General features: G+C 38.0%; 15 protein-coding genes and 1 pseudogene. 2 read left to right on the plus strand and 14 right to left on the minus strand.

Going from position 1 to position 19,034, the window contains the following annotated elements:
- Position 1: 1 nt before the first annotated feature.
- The 6 genes and pseudogenes from ACSVDH_RS27360 to ACSVDH_RS27385 all read right to left on the minus strand — a co-directional run.
- On the minus strand, positions 2 to 1,471 hold the full coding sequence (locus ACSVDH_RS27360; protein WP_439250678.1) for an FAD-binding oxidoreductase: 1,470 nt from the start codon (positions 1,469 to 1,471) through the stop codon (positions 2 to 4).
- A 187-nt stretch (positions 1,472 to 1,658) separates the two neighbouring features.
- Positions 1,659 to 1,784, minus strand: coding sequence for a hypothetical protein (locus tag ACSVDH_RS27365; protein WP_439250679.1), 126 nt, complete (start codon positions 1,782 to 1,784; stop codon positions 1,659 to 1,661).
- A 310-nt stretch (positions 1,785 to 2,094) separates the two neighbouring features.
- Positions 2,095 to 3,399: a CitMHS family transporter gene (locus tag ACSVDH_RS27370; RefSeq protein ID WP_439250680.1), complete on the minus strand. Its 1,305-nt coding sequence runs from the start codon at positions 3,397 to 3,399 to the stop codon at positions 2,095 to 2,097.
- Between the two features lie 210 nt (positions 3,400 to 3,609).
- The gene (locus tag ACSVDH_RS27375; RefSeq protein ID WP_439250682.1) at positions 3,610 to 4,314 is read right to left on the minus strand and encodes a FadR/GntR family transcriptional regulator; all 705 of its coding nucleotides are present in this window, start codon (positions 4,312 to 4,314) and stop codon (positions 3,610 to 3,612) included.
- Between the two features lie 475 nt (positions 4,315 to 4,789).
- Positions 4,790 to 5,545: a class I SAM-dependent methyltransferase gene (locus tag ACSVDH_RS27380; protein ID WP_439250683.1), complete on the minus strand. Its 756-nt coding sequence runs from the start codon at positions 5,543 to 5,545 to the stop codon at positions 4,790 to 4,792.
- Positions 5,546 to 5,753: 208 nt separating this feature from the next.
- Positions 5,754 to 5,876: pseudogene (locus ACSVDH_RS27385) on the minus strand (aminoglycoside 6-adenylyltransferase); the annotation flags it as partial.
- A 625-nt stretch (positions 5,877 to 6,501) separates the two neighbouring features.
- On the opposite strand from ACSVDH_RS27385, the gene ACSVDH_RS27390 reads away from it, so the two are divergent.
- Positions 6,502 to 6,933 (plus strand): DUF1259 domain-containing protein, encoded by a 432-nt coding sequence (locus tag ACSVDH_RS27390; protein ID WP_439250924.1) that lies wholly within the window; start codon positions 6,502 to 6,504, stop codon positions 6,931 to 6,933.
- Positions 6,934 to 7,183: 250 nt separating this feature from the next.
- On the opposite strand, the gene blaOXA is transcribed toward ACSVDH_RS27390, so the two are convergent.
- Positions 7,184 to 7,981: a class D beta-lactamase gene (gene blaOXA, locus ACSVDH_RS27395; RefSeq protein ID WP_439250685.1), complete on the minus strand. Its 798-nt coding sequence runs from the start codon at positions 7,979 to 7,981 to the stop codon at positions 7,184 to 7,186.
- A 130-nt stretch (positions 7,982 to 8,111) separates the two neighbouring features.
- Between blaOXA and ACSVDH_RS27400 the strand changes: the two genes are divergently transcribed.
- On the plus strand, positions 8,112 to 9,461 hold the full coding sequence (locus tag ACSVDH_RS27400; protein WP_439250925.1) for an aminotransferase-like domain-containing protein: 1,350 nt from the start codon (positions 8,112 to 8,114) through the stop codon (positions 9,459 to 9,461).
- 334 nt (positions 9,462 to 9,795) lie between these two features.
- Here ACSVDH_RS27400 and ACSVDH_RS27405 read toward each other — a convergent pair whose 3' ends face one another.
- From ACSVDH_RS27405 to ACSVDH_RS27435, 7 genes are all read right to left on the minus strand, one after another.
- Positions 9,796 to 11,979, minus strand: coding sequence for a transglycosylase domain-containing protein (locus tag ACSVDH_RS27405; RefSeq protein ID WP_439250926.1), 2,184 nt, complete (start codon positions 11,977 to 11,979; stop codon positions 9,796 to 9,798).
- Between the two features lie 447 nt (positions 11,980 to 12,426).
- Positions 12,427 to 13,002, minus strand: a complete 576-nt coding sequence (gene sipW, locus ACSVDH_RS27410) for a signal peptidase I SipW (RefSeq protein ID WP_439250686.1) — start codon at positions 13,000 to 13,002, stop codon at positions 12,427 to 12,429.
- Positions 12,977 to 13,363 carry a hypothetical protein gene (locus ACSVDH_RS27415; RefSeq protein ID WP_439250687.1) on the minus strand — a complete coding sequence of 129 codons (387 nt, stop codon included), beginning with the start codon at positions 13,361 to 13,363 and terminating at the stop codon, positions 12,977 to 12,979. The genes sipW and ACSVDH_RS27415 overlap by 26 nt, the downstream gene beginning before the upstream one ends.
- A gap of 26 nt (positions 13,364 to 13,389) precedes the next feature.
- The gene (locus ACSVDH_RS27420) at positions 13,390 to 13,956 is read right to left on the minus strand and encodes a TasA family protein (protein ID WP_439250688.1); all 567 of its coding nucleotides are present in this window, start codon (positions 13,954 to 13,956) and stop codon (positions 13,390 to 13,392) included.
- An 80-nt stretch (positions 13,957 to 14,036) separates the two neighbouring features.
- Entirely contained in the window at positions 14,037 to 14,618 is a 582-nt protein-coding gene (locus tag ACSVDH_RS27425) for a TasA family protein (protein WP_439250689.1), read from the minus strand.
- 926 nt (positions 14,619 to 15,544) lie between these two features.
- Positions 15,545 to 16,987, minus strand: a complete 1,443-nt coding sequence (locus tag ACSVDH_RS27430; RefSeq protein ID WP_439250691.1) for an alkaline phosphatase PhoX — start codon at positions 16,985 to 16,987, stop codon at positions 15,545 to 15,547.
- 468 nt (positions 16,988 to 17,455) lie between these two features.
- A complete protein-coding gene (locus ACSVDH_RS27435; protein ID WP_439250692.1) occupies positions 17,456 to 18,568 on the minus strand; it encodes a GerAB/ArcD/ProY family transporter in 1,113 nt (370 codons plus the stop codon).
- Positions 18,569 to 19,034 lie beyond the last annotated feature (466 nt).

The following is a 19,034-nucleotide window of genomic DNA, read 5'->3' on the forward strand; positions in this document are numbered from 1 at the left end:
TTCACTTGATGTAATAGTCATAAAATAAGTTTTGAAAGACTTCGTTTGGATCTCTTCGTAATTTTTCTTCCCGGAACCTTTCCCATTCAGGATAAGACTTCATGAATTGTTCTTTTGTTTGATAACGATAATAAGGGAGGTAATAAGTTCCTCCATGGTCGAGGGTTAAACTGGTCCAATCTTGGATAATTGCTTTAGCATTAGCAATCTCTTTTTCTTTTAATCCATGTTGGATCAAAATAACTAGACCAAACATATCTTCCTTGGCATAATTCAAACTTGTGTGGTTGTCTTTTGCTGCATAGCGGACCGTAATATTATGTACTTTAAAATCTTCATTTTTGTCGTTTGATGAGAGCAATTGCTTTAAATCATTTATGTATTCTTCGTAAGAGTGGACTGGAATAAAAAACTCTTGCAAGACTTCGACTCGACCAGGTGTCGTAAATTCCATGAATGTGGATTCCGAGCGCATAGCGTTATTTCGAGTAATCGTATTGCCGTCGATTGAATCAATATATAGTTTTTGAGTTTCCCAGAAAAGTTCCTCTAAGAATCCACCTTGTCTACTTAGATCAAGCGCCAGCTTACTTAGACGAACACCTTGTTCTCCTTTGAGCGGAGTTTTATGATCCTGTTTTCCTGTGTAGTTGTAATTAATCACATACATTTCGTCTAAAAAGGAACTTGGAGCAACACTAACCCTTGCATAGTGCATAGCTGTATTATTATGATCTAATAAATTTTTAAAGTAGGATTCATACTCATCTGTTTTTAATTCCTCTGTATGGATGGTGTATACGTCATTTTCCGTTAATTCCAATGTCACATCTAAAATCACACCAAATAATCCATATCCTCCAAAAACATACTGCATCCATTCCTCTGAGCTCTCTCGGGTTACTTTTTTAATTTCTCCTGTAGGGGTTAATAATGTCATTTCCTTTACCGTTCCTGCCATTGGGCCAAACTGAATATCTCGCCCGTGAGCGTTTACTGAAAGGGAACCTCCTATTGAAAAAATCGATTGTGATTGGGTCACCTTTAAGGCTAAACCATAAGGTGTTATGGCATCTTGAACATCTTCCCATGTTGCTCCACCTTCTACACGTATGGTTTTATCCTGTTCATCAATTTCTAACACATCATTGAATGATCGCATATCAAGAACGACACCATCTTTGTAATAAGTATGGCCTCCTTGTGAGTGCTGTAATCCAGCAACTGAAATTTGCTGACCTTTTTCGTTTGCTTCCATTACAATCTTTTGTAATTTAGTGCGATTTTCCGCTTTAACTACTCGTTCAACACGTTCAGGAAGAAGGCCTGTATAGTCTGTTACTAAATTACTTTGAGAAAGTCCATATTTTCTTTTTTCAATCGGGATGCTCCATAAGACCACGACAACAAAAACTAGAACTAGACTCCCAAGAAACCATGGCTTTTTAGATAATTCCGTTATCGTTTGCATATTAACTCCTGTTTTTATAAGTTGTGTGTTGTTATTTTAAAATTTCACTATAATGAACATAAATGTTCTACCTGTACAATTTTACCATTAATCAGGATTATTTTTCTCTTTCTTCTTCAACTCCCTAAAACTATCCTTTAACTGTAAATAGCAAAAAATAAGTCTACTAAAACAGCCCATTAATGTTCTATTGTTGCGCCCGTAAGTGGAACAAGGTTTCAATTTGTAATCTTTCTTCCCCTAATTTAAATGCCTTTTCCCACTCATCTGTCCAAGGAACTAAAAACACTTTACCTTTTGGTGGTCCAAGCATTTTTTCATACCTCCTTTAATTTCACAACATCTATTTAGTCTACTTATAATACCAAAGTAAATTTTCTTATTGCTATACTGCTTCGTGAGTCAGGTAAAATCTCTTCAATCTCAATTATGATTCTAAAAAAATATTTGAAAACCTTCCTCAAGAATATGGGCCAAATTCCTTTGGGACAAACCAAGTCATACAATTCCGAAATGGCTCTTGTGTGCATTGATGCCAAATTTTCCCTCAAACATAAAAGACTGAGCAGGACAGTTCGTTAATCCATGTGTTCTGCTCAGTTTTTTTAGAAAACAGTATTCAATTAAATGGACAATGCACCTGTAATAATACCAACCACTATCATGACAAGAGCGCTGCCGACTGCGTATTTAGTAGAAAATTTAATATGATCCTGAAAATTAACACCTACAAGACCAATTAATACATAAACAGAGCCAACAAGCGGACTTAACAAATGGAGAGGCTGTCCAAGAAGTGATGCTTGTGCAATTTCTAATTTACTAATTCCAATTTGTGAAGCTGTTTCAGCTAGAATAGGAACAATACCAAAATAGTAAGGATCATTTGCCATAAAGAAAGTGAATGGCATACTCGTTAAACCCACAAGTAATGGAAGTTGAGGAGCAAGGAAATCAGGAATCACATTGACTATAGAGGTTGCCATGGCATCTACCATGCCAGTCCCTTCTAATATCCCGGCGAATGCTCCGCCAGCAAATATAAGTGAAACAACAGTCAAAACATTCCCAGCGTGTGCTTCTATTCTTGCTTTTTGATCGCTTAACTTTGGATAATTAACAATGGTTACGATAACGAATCCGAGCATAAACAAGGCAGGTAATGGAAGGACAGCTGTTAATAACCCTACAACCAATAAAGCGGTTATAAGCAAATTAAACCAAAATAGTTTAGGTCTTTTTAATGATTCAGCTGATACATCCACCACAGTTGCTGCCATTTCCTCTTCCACCTGATGATCGACAGAAACATTTTGAATGCCCAGCCTTTTTCTTTCTTTCAAGCCAAAAAAAACGCCGAGACCTAATACATAAAGAGCCGCTGCAATAATTGAAGGAATCAGTGGAGTAAGTACTGCCATCGCGTCATAGTTAAAAACAGACATAACACGTGCAGTCGGCCCGCCCCAAGGAAGAACATTCATAATCCCCATCGACATCGCAGGTAAACAAGCGAGGATTAGTTTGTTCATGCCTAAACGTTCATAAAGGGGTAAAAATGCTGTGACAACAATTAGATACGTAATCGTTCCATCGCCGTCTAAACCTACCAATAAAGACAGAAGGGCCGTTCCCATTGTTATTTTCAGAGGGTCACCTTTTGAAATTTTAATCACTTTTTTGACTAATGGATCAAACATTCCCGCATCAATCAAAGTTCCAAAATACAAGATGGCGAAAGTCACCATGATGGCAGTTGAAGCTACCGTTTCAGCTCCGCTTAAAATCATGTCGCCCACATCTGTGAAGCCTGCAAAAAGAGCAAATAATGCTGGAATGAAAATAAGAGCATTCAGAGCGTTCATTTTATTACTCATAATTAAATACATAAAAACGACGATCATTAAAAACCCTAAAAATGTTAACAATTTCTTCACCCCTCTTTTTAGATAACGTTTTCATTCTGATAGAAAAGAAAAGACTCAGTAAACCTTTTCTTATCTTTTCTTGACCTATCGGTCCTATGGTTTGCTGGTCTGACCAGTTTAATTAATTTTAATTATACCTTCTCATTTGAAAACGTCAACAATTTTTAATATAAAAAAACCTATCAATAATGATAGGGTCAAAGAAATAGATCATTGATTATTTAAAATACTTTCTCGCAATCGACGCAAATGTGCAGCCATCGCTTCCGATGCTTCTCTTGGGTTCCGGCTTTTCACTGCATCAAAAATAGCTCGGTGTTCTGCACTTGAGCGTTCTAGCCTGTCAGGTGATAACAATGTTTTCAGCCTTATTTGCTGAAGCATATTTAAATTTGTTTCTAGTGTAGTTACAAGCACAAAATTATCAGTTGCTTCTGCCAGAGCCAAATGAAACATACTATCTCGCACCAGCTTTTCATCAATATCTTTTCGTTCTGCTTCAACTTTCAACAAAGCTCTTTCCATTTTTAAAATGTCTTCTTCAGTAGCTCGCTCACAAGCAAGCGCTGCAATATTAGGTTCAATCATTTCACGTACTTCTAAAAAATAAATAATGGATGTTGTTTTCATGAGATCTACAGGATCAAAGCTGTATTCCATAACAAGACGTTGGTCGACATTCTGTACATAACGTCCGCCGCCTGGTTTTGCAATAATAATTCCTTCAGCTTCCAATACCCGAAGAGCTTCTCTCAGGGAAGTTCTACTGCACCCAAGCATTGTAGAAAGATCCCGCTCGCCAGGCAGCCGCTCACCTGGAAGTAACTTTCCTTCTTGAATCAGTACTCTAATTTGCTCCACAATTTGTTCGTATACTCTTGCATATTTAATATTAGTAAATATGTTATTTTTCACAGTACGCCACCTTTCATTCCACAGCAGCAATCAATTAATATTAAAATCACTATACCATACTTTTCTTTAAGAAAGCATTGTCATTGCTTGTTGAATCACTAGGAATATAGATTCTGCAATTTTTATCACCGTGTGGAGACAGTTTTGATGAAAAAAATTCCTTTGAAATACTTCCTCCTCTAAATGATCCTTAACATGAAGAAAGAGCACAATTCTTGCACCGAAAGCACTGAAAACTTCCAAAAATATATGAAAAAAGGTGATCACTAAATATATGAAAAAAGGTGATCACTTACCATTGGTAGTGTTTCACCCTATTGCTACCCTCTGCAAATTGTGTGTCAAAATTAAAAAATGGTGTTTTGCAGTAGCCTCTGCCCCAGAATTGCGCCAGTTTGTTGAAGATCGAAATTAGTAAATAATAATTTAAAATTCTAAATGGAACTTCAAATAAAGCCCTCTTATGTTCGGCTGTCTAGACATTGCCTAGATAGCTTCGCGTTATGTTTTGGAGAACAATTTTTCCATTCTTACTGTATTTTTCGAATAACTCTGACAGGAGAAAAACAAAACGTTCATACTCTTCGTCATTTTTTTTCGGAGCATAGGACGCTGATAAATTCCTTCCTAAAAATCCTTCATAATCAAAAAGCAAATCATTTTGATACTTTTTAAACTCATACTTTCCATTCTTAAAAAAGCCGTTAAATATTTCTGGAGATTCCTCCATTCCACCGCTAAATCCTTTGAAATTTGGACAGGTCTTTTGGCAAATTTCTGCATTCTCTTTAATAATCGGACTAGTTAAATCTCTGCTATTCCAAACAAGAGCGACATTTGCCTTTTGTTTCAAAATCCGTTGACATTCGATTTTGAATGCTTCTTTATCAAACCAATGAAATGCCTGGGCAACAGTTACTAAATCCACACTTTTCCCATTTAAAGTAGTATTTTCAGCAGTTGCTTTTATTGATTTAAAACGAGAATAAAGTTTTAACGATTGCTCAGCCATCTTTCTCATGTCATCATTTGGCTCAACTCCAATAACATTTAAACCTCTTTCAAGCAGCTGGCGGCTAAATATCCCCGTACCTGAACCAATATCGGCCACGATCCGATCCTCTTTCAGTTGGTTAGCTGAAAATAAATAATCAATATATTCATTAGGGTAACTGGGGCGATATTTCGCATATAGATCGGCCTTGTTGGTGAAATTTTCTGTTGTTTTCACAGTTTTACCTTCTTCCCCACGAAATTATGTACAGAAATAGGAACCAAATAAGTAATTCCTGCTTCAATCTCTAAGTCTACAACTTAGATTCCAGCCAATTGGCTCTGCCCTCAGTTCAATTATGAATTCCCGTTAAAATATCGTAATTTTTTTGATAAATAACCAGTTTCTCAGTAATAAAATTAAGAAATTGGGCTTTTTTCGTTACTCTAAAAATGTCTTTCGGTGCGTTTGAATTCGTTCTGGAACCATTCATGTAAACAGCTCGAATTCGCTCATCTTTCTCGGCAGTGTTTCATATTAGGTCCATCATTTCTTGTTCACTTCTCATTAAAATCCCTCCACATGCCATAATTCATGTTAAACAAACGTTTATTTAACATTGGATGGTCTCGCTGATGATGTAAGCATACCTGATGTGTCGGGGTTTATTCCGCCCTTTTCTTGAATAACTAAAAGATGAATTTAAGCATTTAAAATTTATAAATGCCAAACTGAAAAAGGATAAAACAAACTAGTCCAGTAAAGAAAGCTCCTAAGATTACTCCAGTTATAAAGATTGGAAAAAGATTTGCAAATTGTGGTTTTATTTTTAGCATAAATAGACCTTCCTTAAAGCTCATCGAAAATGCCATTATCCGTTCTCTTTTTCCAAATAATTCGTTCTAAAATGGATCTTTCCTTTTATTTTGAATATTAATTTGCATTTTTTTGCATTACAGGCTATTCAAGTTAAATTTTATAAATTAACTAAAAGGCACATTACTCGATAAGAACGCTCTTTCCTTGAATAGACTATTACAAAATTTAAGCGAAGTACGACATTAAATAATAATCTTAAAAAGCATTCTTTCTTTCAAATAGGTGGATTTCCTCTATCGTCCACCCATTCATCTTTCCCCTCTCTGAATAAACTATTTATAAGAATAGTAGAAGGGAGATGATTTTAAGTGTATATAAATAAAAAGAAAAAGGTTTATAGTGGTAAAGGTAAAAACATAAGCACTTCAAACTGTCAACAACTTGCAAATATTATTGGAGGAGAAGTTATTCAATCGACTCCTGTTTGTGTAGTTATGCGTCTTCGAGATATTAAAGCAACGATTTTAAATCGTCGCACTCAATCTCCACTAGCACTTCCATTTATGTTATCCTTTGAAAATAATGGTCTTAATCTTGGTGAATCTGTTGTACTTCAGAAAGAAATTAACCCATTAATGTCTGCATTAAGAAAAAGAGGAATTATCGTAACAGCAGTTCATAACCATTGGCTGTTTGATAAACCACGATTAATGTATATGCATTGGGAGAATGTTGGCATGGATCCGTTTGATTTTGCTAGAGAAAGCTTTGAAGCAGCTGTGGAAGCAGGACTTTTTAAAAATTAGTTCTAGTTAGGCGGGCAGACTACTTTCGTGATCTGCCTTTTTATTTCGTATCGATGAGTCCTTTTTTCATGCCGCAATTTACGTTAAGTATAAAATTACGCAATCCTTGCGCCCTAGTCTGGAATATCACGTAAGCAGCTTCTTATCTGATTCTTATTATAGAATGATATGATAGAAATGGCATACACTTCTCCTTTTTGTCTTAAAAGAGCAGCCAAGACCATTGGCTGCTCTTTTATTTAAATGAATTTCACTCCTGAATAATATTCTTTTCCCTCAAAACTTCTACCGCAATAGTCTTAGCTTCTGTTCCGGACCCATTAATATTAACGGCAAAAGCCCAAGTTCCCTTTTCATTTTCAATAAAACCAACGTACCAGCCCAATCCGAGGTCTGATAGCCTTGTTCCTGTTTTTCCATGTAGGATGTAATCGTCCTGTTCATCCTGGATCATCATCCTTTTGACAGTTTTTTGATACTTCTCAGTAAACGGGAGTTCTTCGCTAACCAGCTTCTCCATAAAGTCGACTTGCTCGATAGCAGAAATTTTTAGGCTGCTGTCAAGCCAAAACATATCAATTCCTCCTGAAAGATCTTGGTTTCCGTAACTCATCTTTGAAACGTACTCTTTCATCTTGTCTTCCCCAATGGTTCTCGCCAGGTCCTGGTAGAACCAAATTGCTGATTCTCTCATGGCAGATGCTAGTGTATGGTCACGATTCCAGTTTTCGAATTCTCGTTTCACACCGTCCCACCGTTTCACTTCATACTCATCTCTTACCGCTGAGGTTTCTAATCCGATTAGAGCATTTGCTATTTTGAAGGTGGATTCCGGGGTGAATCTCTCAGTGCTTCTCTCCTTGTTATACACATATACCTTGTTATTCTTAAGATTTTTAAGCACCATCGTACCCTCTTTCCCGTTAAAAACCTTTTCAATGTGCAGTTGCTTCGTTTTTTGCTGTCCAGCAATAGGGGATGCACCCGTACCAGCCAATAGCAAAATAATAGACATTAAAACTAAGCCAAAACTTCTCATCATTCTCATGTTACTTCCTCCCTCAATAACGTTTCATTTCCTCTCATGTTCCCTTATACTATAAGCAACCTATGAGATACAGAAAAGGATCATTTTAGCAGTCTGTACCCATACAGTTTCTAAGAAAGGAAGAAAGACTCTGAGGAATAAATACGAAGAAATCATGGAAGAAATCCAGTCGAGAATCGATGATGGACGTCTTCAGCCCGGGGATAAACTCCCTTCGGTCCGTAACTTTGCAAAAGAATTAAACTACAGTATTAATACTATTTTGAAGGCATACAATGAGCTTGAAAAAGCACATAGAATCTATTCTGTTCCGAAAAGCGGCTACTTTTTAGTGGGAAGCGATCAATTAAGCAGCAAGACACCCCCTACAACCATTGATTTTTCTTCAGCAGGCCCTGACAAGAGTAAAATGCCTTATCGGGACTATCAACATTGCATGAATCAGGCGATAGAGATTTACAGGGAGGAAATGTTTCAATATTCCGAGCCTCTTGGTTTGCCAAGTCTACGTCATCAGCTTTCAAAGCAGCTTCAGGACCTTCAAGTATTTGCGCCCCCAGAAAGGATTTGTGTGGTATCCGGATCCCAGCAGGCACTAGATCTTTTGGTCTCTCTTCCCTTCCCTAATAGAAAAGAAGAAATCTGCTTAGAGCAGCCAACACATTTCAGTTTTATAGATTCCATTACTTCCCGTGGATTGAATGCAATTGGAATAGAAATGACACAAAATGGCATTGACCTCGATTATTTAGAAAAAATATTTAAGGAACGGAGCATCAAATTCTTTTACACGGTTTCAAGATTCCAAAATCCCACAGGCTACAGTTATTCCAATTATGAAAAAAAGAGAATGGTAGAGCTTGCACAGAAATATGATGTGTACATCATTGAGGATGACTACATGGGAGACCTGGATACAAATAAAAAGGCTGATCCCATGTTTGCTAATGATCCATCTGGCAGAGTGATTTATACAAAAAGCTTTTCGAAAGTCTTGCTGCCAGGGTTAAGATTAGGAATGGCCGTTTTGCCAGAAGCTCTGCTGAAGGATTTCATGAAAGCAAAGTTTGCTGCAGATGTTCATACGCCAGTCCTCACTCAAGGTGCACTTGAGATCTATTTGAACAGCGGAATGTATAAAGCCCATATCCAAAAGCTCAGAAGGCAATACAAGAAGAAAGGCACTATTCTGAAAAATGCTTTTCTCGAGTATCTCCCAGCTGAGGCTTCCTTTACTGGCGGTAACTCCGGTTTCTATTCGACCATAGAACTTCCAAAGCGAATGAAAGCGACGCAGCTTGTCAATCATCTTAAAAAGAAGAATGTTCTTGTCCAGGATGCAACCAATATGTATCTTCCTGTATATAGGAAGGAAAATCGAATCCGGTTGAGCGTATCTCAGGTGGAGGATTGGAAAATTCCAATTGGGGTGAAAAAAATTGGGGAAGGGATACAAAAATTAATCAACACCTATTACTAATACAAAAGGTCTATCCCTAACATAAAACCCTGGGAACAGACCTTCTTTTTTGTTTCAACATTTTGATATTCACTTTTTCAACTCCTTTCTTATTAGAACTTCGATCTTTAACAAGATGGCCCTAAAATGAAAAGTGAGCGCTTATCCTTGTTCCAGGATAGCGCCATTTGAATAAAGAATATGTAGGTAAAATCTTATTCATCAGCTTTTGTCACCTTTTATACGTTCACGTAATGTGGATTATATTGTACCTCTTATTTCTTCCCTAACCTGTTCCTTTCAAATTAGCTGGTACCAAGGAAACTTACACATTTTCTATTCTAACTTTTTCCTTCTAATCATCTTTCTTCTTCTCTTCCCGTTCTTTCTTCTCTTTTTCCTGTTCTTTCTTCTCCTCTTCCTGTTCCTTCTTCTCCTCTTCCTGTTCCTTCTTCTCTTCTTCCTGTTCCTTCTTCTCTTCTTCCTGTTCCTTCTTCTCCTCTTCCCGTTCTTTCTTCTCCTCTTCCCGTTCTTTCTTCTCCTCTTCCCGTTCTTTCTTCTCTTCTTCCCGTTCTTTCTTCTCTTCTTCCTCTGTTTCCTTTTTCACTCTTTGGTTTTCCTCTTCCTTTGACAGCTGTTTTTCTAATGTAGTTAAGTTGAATTTACGTTGGGAAAATTCGGAAATAGACTCAGAAATTATCTCTTTAAAAACTTTTGTGACAGTAGAGCCGCTGGATTCTAACAAATAATGATTTTCATCTGTTTGATCATAGCCCATCCAAACTGCCCCAACAATTTCTGGAGAATATCCGACAAACCAATGATCCTTTGAACCTCCTTCATTAGCAAAAGGAAGGTCGGTTGTTCCCGTTTTACCGGCTAATTCCCAGCCCTTCACTTGAGCCATTGCTCCTGTCCCTTCTTCAACAACACCTTTAAGCATATAAGTGATCTTCTCGGTAACTAAAGGATCCGTGACTTTTATAGAATGACTGTTCCATTTTCCAATGATTTCACCATCTGCATCTTCAACTTTTTGAATAGCGTGTGCTTCTACCCTAACGCCTTGATTAGGGAAGGTCGAAAATGCTTGAGCCATTAATAAAGGCGATACCCCCTCGCTCAAGCCGCCAAGTGCTAATCCTGGAGTATAATCTTCTTCCTTTAATTTAATACCGAAGCGCTCAACTGCATTCGCACCATATTTCAATCCCATTCTCTGTAATAACCATACTGGAGGAACATTATATGAATTCACTATGGCCTCATACATTGTAACTTCTCCACGGAATTGCTTGTCATAGTTCATTGGCTGATAACCGTCAATATTAATAGGCGAATCTTGTAATTGATCATAAATCTCGTATCCTTGTTCTAGAGCCGGAGTATAGACAGCCAACGGTTTCATTGTAGATCCAGGCTGTCGTTTAAGCTGAGTCGCACGATTAAATCCTCTAAAAGTATGTTCCCCTCTTCCGCCAACAAGTGCACTGATTCCACCTGTTGAGGGGTTGATAAATATGGCCGCACTTTGAACGAATTGATCAGGCTGTCCTTCTGGAAACATCTCTTCATCCCTGTACACCTGTTCGACTGCTTGTTGAATGGCAGGATTTAATTCTGTATAAATATGAAGTCCACCCGAAAGAACCTCATTTTCTGTTAGATCATATTTTTTTATCGCTTCCTCTATAATATGATCGACATAATAAGGGTATTTTCCTTTATAATCATCAATCTTTTTGCCCTCTAATACGATAGTCTGTTCCTTTGCCTTATCTACATCAAGTTGACTGATATATCCTTCTTTTTCCATTAATGCTAAGACAAGATCTCTCCGTTCAATGGATTTTTTCATATCTTTAAATGGAGACAGGATGGATGGTGCTTTTATCAATCCCGCGAGCATAGCAGACTCAGCTAAGGTTAATTCGCTAACATCTTTGCCATAGTAGGTTTGGGCAGCACGTTGAATTCCCCATGCACCTTCCCCGAAATAAATCTGATTTAAGTACCGTTCCATAATTTCATCTTTAGAATATGTTTGTTCAATTTTTTTTGTTAAAATTAATTCTTTAAATTTTCGTGTATAGGTACGTTCATGCGTTAAAAAGGCATTTTTTGCCAATTGCTGTGTTATTGTGCTTCCACCCGCCAGAATTTCACCGTGTATGATGTTTTGGGTCAATGCCCGAGCAATGGCTATAAAATTAATTCCTTCGTGCTTGTAAAAACGCTGATCTTCTGTTGCAATTACTGCGTTGATTAGGTCCTCGGGAATCTGTTTTATACTTACCCCTTCAATATTTGAAACGGCAATCTTACTAGCAACATCTCCATTTTGATCATAAATAATCGTTGGCTGTGGAGCTGGATCTTCTAGTTTGCTGACGTCGCTTGTCCAAATTAACATATTTAATATAAGAAAAGAGCATAAAACAAATACTGAACTCGCTACTAAAACCTTTACCTTCATACTTTTATTCTTAAAATTGCTCCAAATCGTCTTGATTGATTTTTGTTGTTGCCTTCTATCCATTCTCCCCACGTTCTATTCCCACCTTCTAGTCTGTTGTTGATTATCTACTAGCTGCATAAAGGTTATTGTTCAATATGAATTATAACTAGTCAATAGGGAATAAGTAATCTATCCCATTTTTCAGGAATTGGTTCACACCTGATTGCTGAAAAAGATCCTGTATACACTCGTTCCCAAGCGATGTTATCGGCAATTAAAAGGAGATCGGTTGAAGCCCTTTTTATTACTGATTCATATAAAAATTTTTGGGAACATAAAAAGGATCAAAACAGATTATAAGAAAGGATAATAAATGAAAGTTTTAACTTTAATGTTTACCGTAACACTGGGATACGGAATGCTAGCCTGAAGAGGTATGCGGTGGAGGAACTTTTATTAATAGCTTAATACAGAAGGGGAGCGGTCTGGTTCCTACATAGGCAAAACAGCTCCCTTTTTAAAGTAAAACTACACATTTGCTTCATTTGAATTCGATTTTTGTCTTTCTTCTACCTGTCTCAAAACTCGCCAAATGGTGATGATCGAGTATGCCAGCATGAGCACGCCAGGTACAATCATAAAGAAAATACTACCATTAGGGGACTGGGAAAAATTGATGAGATAGCCGGCAAAGGGGATCGTGAATCCATGATATTCAGCAACGACATTTTCAGCTAAAACAGGGTTGGAATCAGGTGTATTGTTGTTGTCACCTTTTGTTGTGTATTGAACTCCGCTATTTGTCGATTGGACATCGATGACTCGGTGAGTGATGAGCATATTTTCATCTTCCTTGAACGTAATCACATCGCCCTTTTGTAATTGAGTTCGCTCCTCTTCACCAAGAGATTTCACGGCGATGACGGATCCGGTTTGAATACCAGGCTCCATCGAACCGGATAAGACGGTTTTCAATTGGTAGCCGAAGATTTCGGGCATCCCGCCGGACATTTTAGATGAAAGAACCACTCCGGCTACAGCTACAATACAAACCATGAGAACACCTGTAATAATCCGATTAATCCATGTTATCAGCTTCTTCATTTTCAACCATTTCACCTTCCTCTTCAGTCTTTGCAGGATCTATATCTTCCTCTGGATTATTTTCCTTGGCTGATTCAGAAACTTGTTTTTGCTCCGATTCTTTTTCTATTACTTTGTTTAATTCTGCTGTTTGATTTGACTCATCGTTCTGCTTGCGCTCAGTTGATTCCTCATCACTTGTTTGCTGCTGGTTACTCTCCCACGTACCAATCGTGATACTCCCATTCATCTGCTTCTCGTCACGATAATAGGCTGATGTAGGATTCGTTACAGATCCGGCAAATAGAATCAAGACATACCAAACCAACGCCGTTAACAACCAATTTTGTGACGTGGATGTTTGTTTACGGATGTGTTTCATATTAACCTCCGGCTTTCCTTTTTCATCTATCTTCGAATCGGTTTCCCATCTCTTTGAACAGCTTCAAATTCCCAGGTAAGCTTTACTTGATCACCTTGGAAATGATTTTGATCTTTGCCATTGTTGAGAAAGGTGATGCGAATCATACATTTTTCTGCATCACTGCCAGCCGGAAATTCTTTTAGAACTTGCTGCGGGGAAGCCTTTAGCTCAGCTAATGTTTTTTGAAAGACGACTGATTGCTTGCCATTGACCATTCTGACAAATTCAACGCGGATGTGTTTCCCTAAGTCATCCCCTTGATTTGGTTCACCATTATCCACAACTTCATAGGATGAATGCAGCTTCACTTCCTTCATATCGACACTGCCGTCATTAATCAGCTCGACATTCCCTGTCATCGTATCACCTGGTACAAGATCTTCAAGCTGAAAAATCGTTTCCTTATTGATTTCAAGATCTAACATGCCTGTCGTAAACGTGTTCGTTACCGGCTCCTTGTCATTAAAATACGCAACCGTTCCTTCCGTCATTAAACTCAAGCCCAGGGCAGCCATCGCGATACTAGTCAAAATTTTCCCTTTTACACTCATGTTAGTCCCTCCCTTTACGTCAAAATGCAGAAAAGGAGGAGAGATCTTCTCCTCACTCATCATAAGTTACCTTTGTTTTCTTATTTTGCTTCGAATGCCCAATTAAGCTTTAATTGATCACCTTGGAATTGATTCTGGTCCTCTCCGTTGTCAACAAACTCGAATTCAACATACATCGTATCTTGTGTACCAGCTGGTAATCCGCTTTGTTCATTATCAAAGCCGATTACCTTTTTCTCAACAGCATCCGGTGTCATTTGTTGCAACTCATATAGAGTTGTCGAATAAATGATGTCATTATAACCAGTTTCTTCAGACTTATCGCTGTTTTCCAGGAAATTTACGCGGATATGCTTACCAAAGTCATCCGTATTGTCGCCTTGTGCATCCATTACTTCATAGCTTGTCTTGATCAGAACCTCTGTAATATCAAGTGAACCATTATTCACAATTTCAAAGGCACGAATCTCCCAGCTGCCCGGTTTTAAATTATCGACATCAATAATCACTTCCGGATCAACGGAAAGATCTAATGTTCCAGCTGCAAATGTATTATTCGCTTGTGCCGTATCACTAAAGTAAGCAAACGTCCCACCACTGATTAGTCCGACTCCTAAAACAGCTGTTGCCAAACCCATTCCTAATGTGCTTTTAATACCCAACTTTATTCCCTCCCGGTTTTTATTCTTTCTCCTCGCTTTGCTTATTCGGCGAAATTTGAAATTTATCGGCGTGTTCACAAATATATCGGCGGTATTCGAATTTTATCGACGTGTTCCCAAATATATCGGCGGTATTCGAATTTTATTGGCGATTTACGGAATATATCAGCGTAATCTAAAATTTATCGACGATATACGGAATATATCAGCGGAATTCAAAATTTATCAGCGAGTTCCTAAATATATCGGCGGATTCCGTAATTTATCGGCGTGTTCCCAAATATATCGGCGGTATTCGAATTTTATCGGCGTGTTCACAAATATATCGGCGGTATTCGAATTTTATCGACGTGTTCCCAAATATATCGGCGGTATTCGAATTTTATCGGCGATTTACGGAATATATCAGCGTAATCTAAAATTTATCGACGATATACGGAATATATCAGCGGAATTCAAAATTTATCAGCGAGTTCCTAAATATATCGGCGGATTCCTTAATTTATCGGCGTGTTCCCAAATATATCGGCGGTATTCGAAATTTATCGGCGTGTTCCCAAATATATCGGCGGTATTCGAATTTTATCGGCGAGTTCCTAAATTTATCGGCGCTATCCGTAATTTATCGGCGAGTTCCTAAATTTATCGGCGCTATCCGTAATTTATCGGCGATTCCTAAATTTATCGGCGCTATCCGTAATTTATCGGCGAGTTCCTAAATTTATCGGCGCTATCCGTAATTTATCGGCGAGTTCCTAAATTTATCGGCGCTATCCGTAATTTATCGGCGAGTTCTGAGTTTTATCAGCGAAACGCCAAATATATCAGCGAATTCCAAATTATATCAGCGAATTCCAAATTATATCAGCGAATTCCGAAATCTTTTAAGGATACTAAGAAGGCTCGTCCAATATCGGTCAAAACAATTAGAGAATCGGCATGCCGTGGCGCTCTAGGGCAGCCGCTTCTAATCTAGACATTCCTTGCTCTTCAGCAAATGCAAGAAGCTTGTCCGATACAGATGGTGCTAAGGATGCTGGTGGTGCAGCTAGTCCCATTGTCCGTTGACGTGCCGTATTTCTGCGAGCGAAAGGTCCCCAGATCGCAAAGGTAATTCCAGGTGTTTGCATATTTACAAAGAACGTTTTTCCATCTGGTGAGAATGTAGGGCCTGCGAACTCAGAGCCGTTCATCATATTTTCTGCAAATGTATAAATTTTGCCTTCCGGTGTTAAGCCGACGATGCGGTCATTTCCGCCGCCATCTTCTGCAATCCAAAGGTCTCCCCATGGAGTGATCGTGATATTGTCAGGCATTTCTAATTCATTTTGTTCAGTAGATTCATAGAAAAGCTCAAGTGTATTTGTCGCAGGGAAATAGCGATACACACGGCCAAGTTCTTTAGAGCCGGCACTTGTGTCATCAAACCAGAATGTTCCCGCAGAAAAATAAGCTCCTTCTAAGCGGCTAAATTGAATACAACCTAAATCCTTGGCATCCTGCTGAGCACGCTCAGGATTTAACTTTTTCCAAACGATGCCAAACTTTTGTCCGCTGTTTAATTGACTTGGAGATGAAGTGGAAATTTCATCAATCGCTGCCGCTTCAAGAATTCCGCCTTTTTGAAGCGAACCTAGCGTTTGGCTGCGATCATGCGGTGTAAAACGGTATAAGAAGCTTGGATCGCTATCTTCCGTTAAATACCAAATACCAGTTGATGGATCAACCGCACATGCTTCATGAGAAAAATACCCCATATCACGAATCGGTGTTTTCGACATTTCGTTCTCAGGATCAAGCGGATTTACTTCAAACACAAAACCATGACCAAGTTCACGCGTTTCTTCACATGTTAACCAAGTACCCCAAGTGGAAGCTCCGCCGGCACAGTTGCGGATTGTTCCTGAGTTGGTCACATATTCGTCAATCACTTCACGGTCAGGTGACACAATAAGAGCTGTCGTCCCGCCAGCTGCTCCCTTGCTCCAAGGGTTTTTCCCGTTTACAGGATATTGAGAATTCGTTCCGTTCTCATGGTTACGTACAAGGATCGTTGTATTTTTCTCACCCTTATATGCCGCCATTCCATCAAGCATCGCAGGTACTAAGTCACCGTTAGGCATCGGATCGCCAGTTTTAGAAATAATCTTATACTGAAAGCCTCTAGGAAGATCAAGAATCCCATTTGGATCCTTTACAAGCGGACCATAGCCGCCAAACCCGCCGCTTGTGCTTCTAGCCGCCGCCTCAGCTTCTGTTGCACCGTTTAATGACAATAACCCAGTTGTTCCAAGTGTTAAGGCAACCGTACTCATACCGCCGACCTTCAAGAAATCACGTCTGTTCAAACCTTTACTGCTACCATTCACTACCTATTCCTCCCTATGATTTTAGTATTGAAGTCATATTCTATGAAATTTGCTCTACTAAAACGTTACCAAATGGGTTTGAAAACTATGTAAATTAAATGTAATTTTGCGGTTTGCAAAGAAAAATAATCCAAAAGAACGAGAATATAGGGAATATTTGGAATCAACCTATGAAGTTAGTCAGTCATTAGTAATGAAATTGATCATGTGAGAATGCAAAAGAGGGATGATAAAACTAGGATTTTGGTAAAATAAGGATATAATTGTCATTTTATGACATTAAATTAATGTTAAGAATATTAAGAGAATGATTTACAAAGTAAGGGCTTAATAACTAGAGTTTCCTACTATACATATGGAAAATAACTAATATTGATTTTTAGTAAACATAGACGATTTTTTATCGATAAACAAAAAGCCATTGGATCTATTTCAACCCGATGACTTTAACATATAGCATCATAATTATTATGTTTCATTATTTCGATTTTTCTTCTTGAAACCATTGCGAATCATAGCAACAAGCAACATGAACAATGGAATGATTACAAATAAAGGAATATAAAGGGGATACATGATAATTTCCAACCCTTCTTCAACATGTTCCGAAAAGTCTGAAGCATTTGCCATTGATAAAAAGATGAGAATAAGACCAATTGGAAAAATAATTTGTTGATGATTTTTTAATTTAAATAAATCAACGATTCCAATCACTGTACTATATAAAAAGATGGATGTCTTGAAAAACATCGTAATTAAAAAGCTAAAGACAACGAGAGCATCGAGCCGTTGGATAAACTCGAAAAGGTTCACCTTTCCAATGGTTGATAACAAAGGAAATGTCGCTCTCTCTGTTGCTTCAACACCTAGAACGGCGATATCTAAACTTGTTGTATAACTTAAGATAAGACCGCTTGAAATGACGGAAGATAGCCACATTCTTTTCACTAATTCATGTCGATTTAGATAAGGAAGCAGCATAGTAAAAGCTACTATTTCTCCGAAAGGGAAAAAAGTAGTAATCGGAACGGTCATTAAGATAGGTTTCCATCCATTTTCCAGAAACGGCTTCAAATTGTTAAGATCTACATTACCAGATAAATAGACGAAAAAATTTCCTACTATCCCAAATAAGATCAATATAACAATAAATACTTCCGCTGTTCTGCCCAATACTTCAATCCCTAGATAAAGTACATAACAAATGGCAAGAACAAACAAGATATTCAACGCCAATAACGGTGTTTCTGACATTGTCGATGAAAGCAGCAAATCACCGAAGTCCCGCACATTCCGGGAAGCACCGTACAAGAAGAAGACGACATATAGCAAACCAACTATCCATCCAACGTATTTACCTAATATTTTTCTAGCATATCCGGTTAATGGCAAGTTTGGATATTGCCGAAATAAAAAGTAGTAAATAAAAAATAAGATAATTCCCCCGCACATTGCTAGAAGTATGGCAAGCCAGGCATCTTTTTTAGCATTTATTCCATAACTGACGACCAGTGCGCTTCCCATTTCAAATAAAAACAACAAGGAAAATAGTTGAATAACACTAATTTTTGCTTTCTCCACTGTCTAGAAACTCCCTTTATGATTTAATCCGCACGCTCGTATATCTCATCTAGTTATTCATTCTATCCTTATTTCTATTCTTGATACTTTTAAGGGATGTAGAATGCAAACTCTATACAAATCTAGTTTGCATCATGTCAGTTTTAAGGAGTTCCAAACCCAGTATTTATCAAGGGGTTTTGCTATTATGCATGATTTTAGTACTTCGTTGATATATCAACGATCCTGATTTGCTGCATAAATTAGAGTTTTATGCAAATTCTTATTCAATATAGTGGCCATTTCATAAGAAAAGCGCAAGCGCCTTGCTCAGCCTAGGGCAAATAAGACAAATTGGAATAGAAGGCGAAGGCGTTCTTTGCCTTCTATTCCAATTTGTCTAGTCCCAAGAGGGGCTAGGCGCTGGAGCTAGACACTAAAACTTTGTTCAAATTTTATACTTTCTGGTGTATGAAAAAATGCACAG

Source organism: Metabacillus sp. Hm71 (assembly GCF_051842955.2).
In the GTDB taxonomy this organism is placed as follows: domain Bacteria; phylum Bacillota; class Bacilli; order Bacillales; family Bacillaceae; genus Metabacillus.

Excerpts from the sequence above, each read along its gene's own strand:
- ACSVDH_RS27360 (WP_439250678.1), bottom strand. The coding sequence starts at position 1,471 with ATGCAAACGATAACGGAATTATCTAAAAAGCCATGGTTTCTTGGGAGT.
- ACSVDH_RS27365 (WP_439250679.1), bottom strand. The coding sequence starts at position 1,784 with ATGCTTGGACCACCAAAAGGTAAAGTGTTTTTAGTTCCTTGGACAGAT.
- blaOXA (WP_439250685.1), bottom strand. The coding sequence starts at position 7,981 with ATGAGAATGATGAGAAGTTTTGGCTTAGTTTTAATGTCTATTATTTTG.
- ACSVDH_RS27405 (WP_439250926.1), bottom strand. The coding sequence starts at position 11,979 with ATGGATAGAAGGCAACAACAAAAATCAATCAAGACGATTTGGAGCAAT.
- sipW (WP_439250686.1), bottom strand. The coding sequence starts at position 13,002 with ATGAAGAAGCTGATAACATGGATTAATCGGATTATTACAGGTGTTCTC.
- ACSVDH_RS27415 (WP_439250687.1), bottom strand. The coding sequence starts at position 13,363 with ATGAAACACATCCGTAAACAAACATCCACGTCACAAAATTGGTTGTTA.
- ACSVDH_RS27420 (WP_439250688.1), bottom strand. The coding sequence starts at position 13,956 with ATGAGTGTAAAAGGGAAAATTTTGACTAGTATCGCGATGGCTGCCCTG.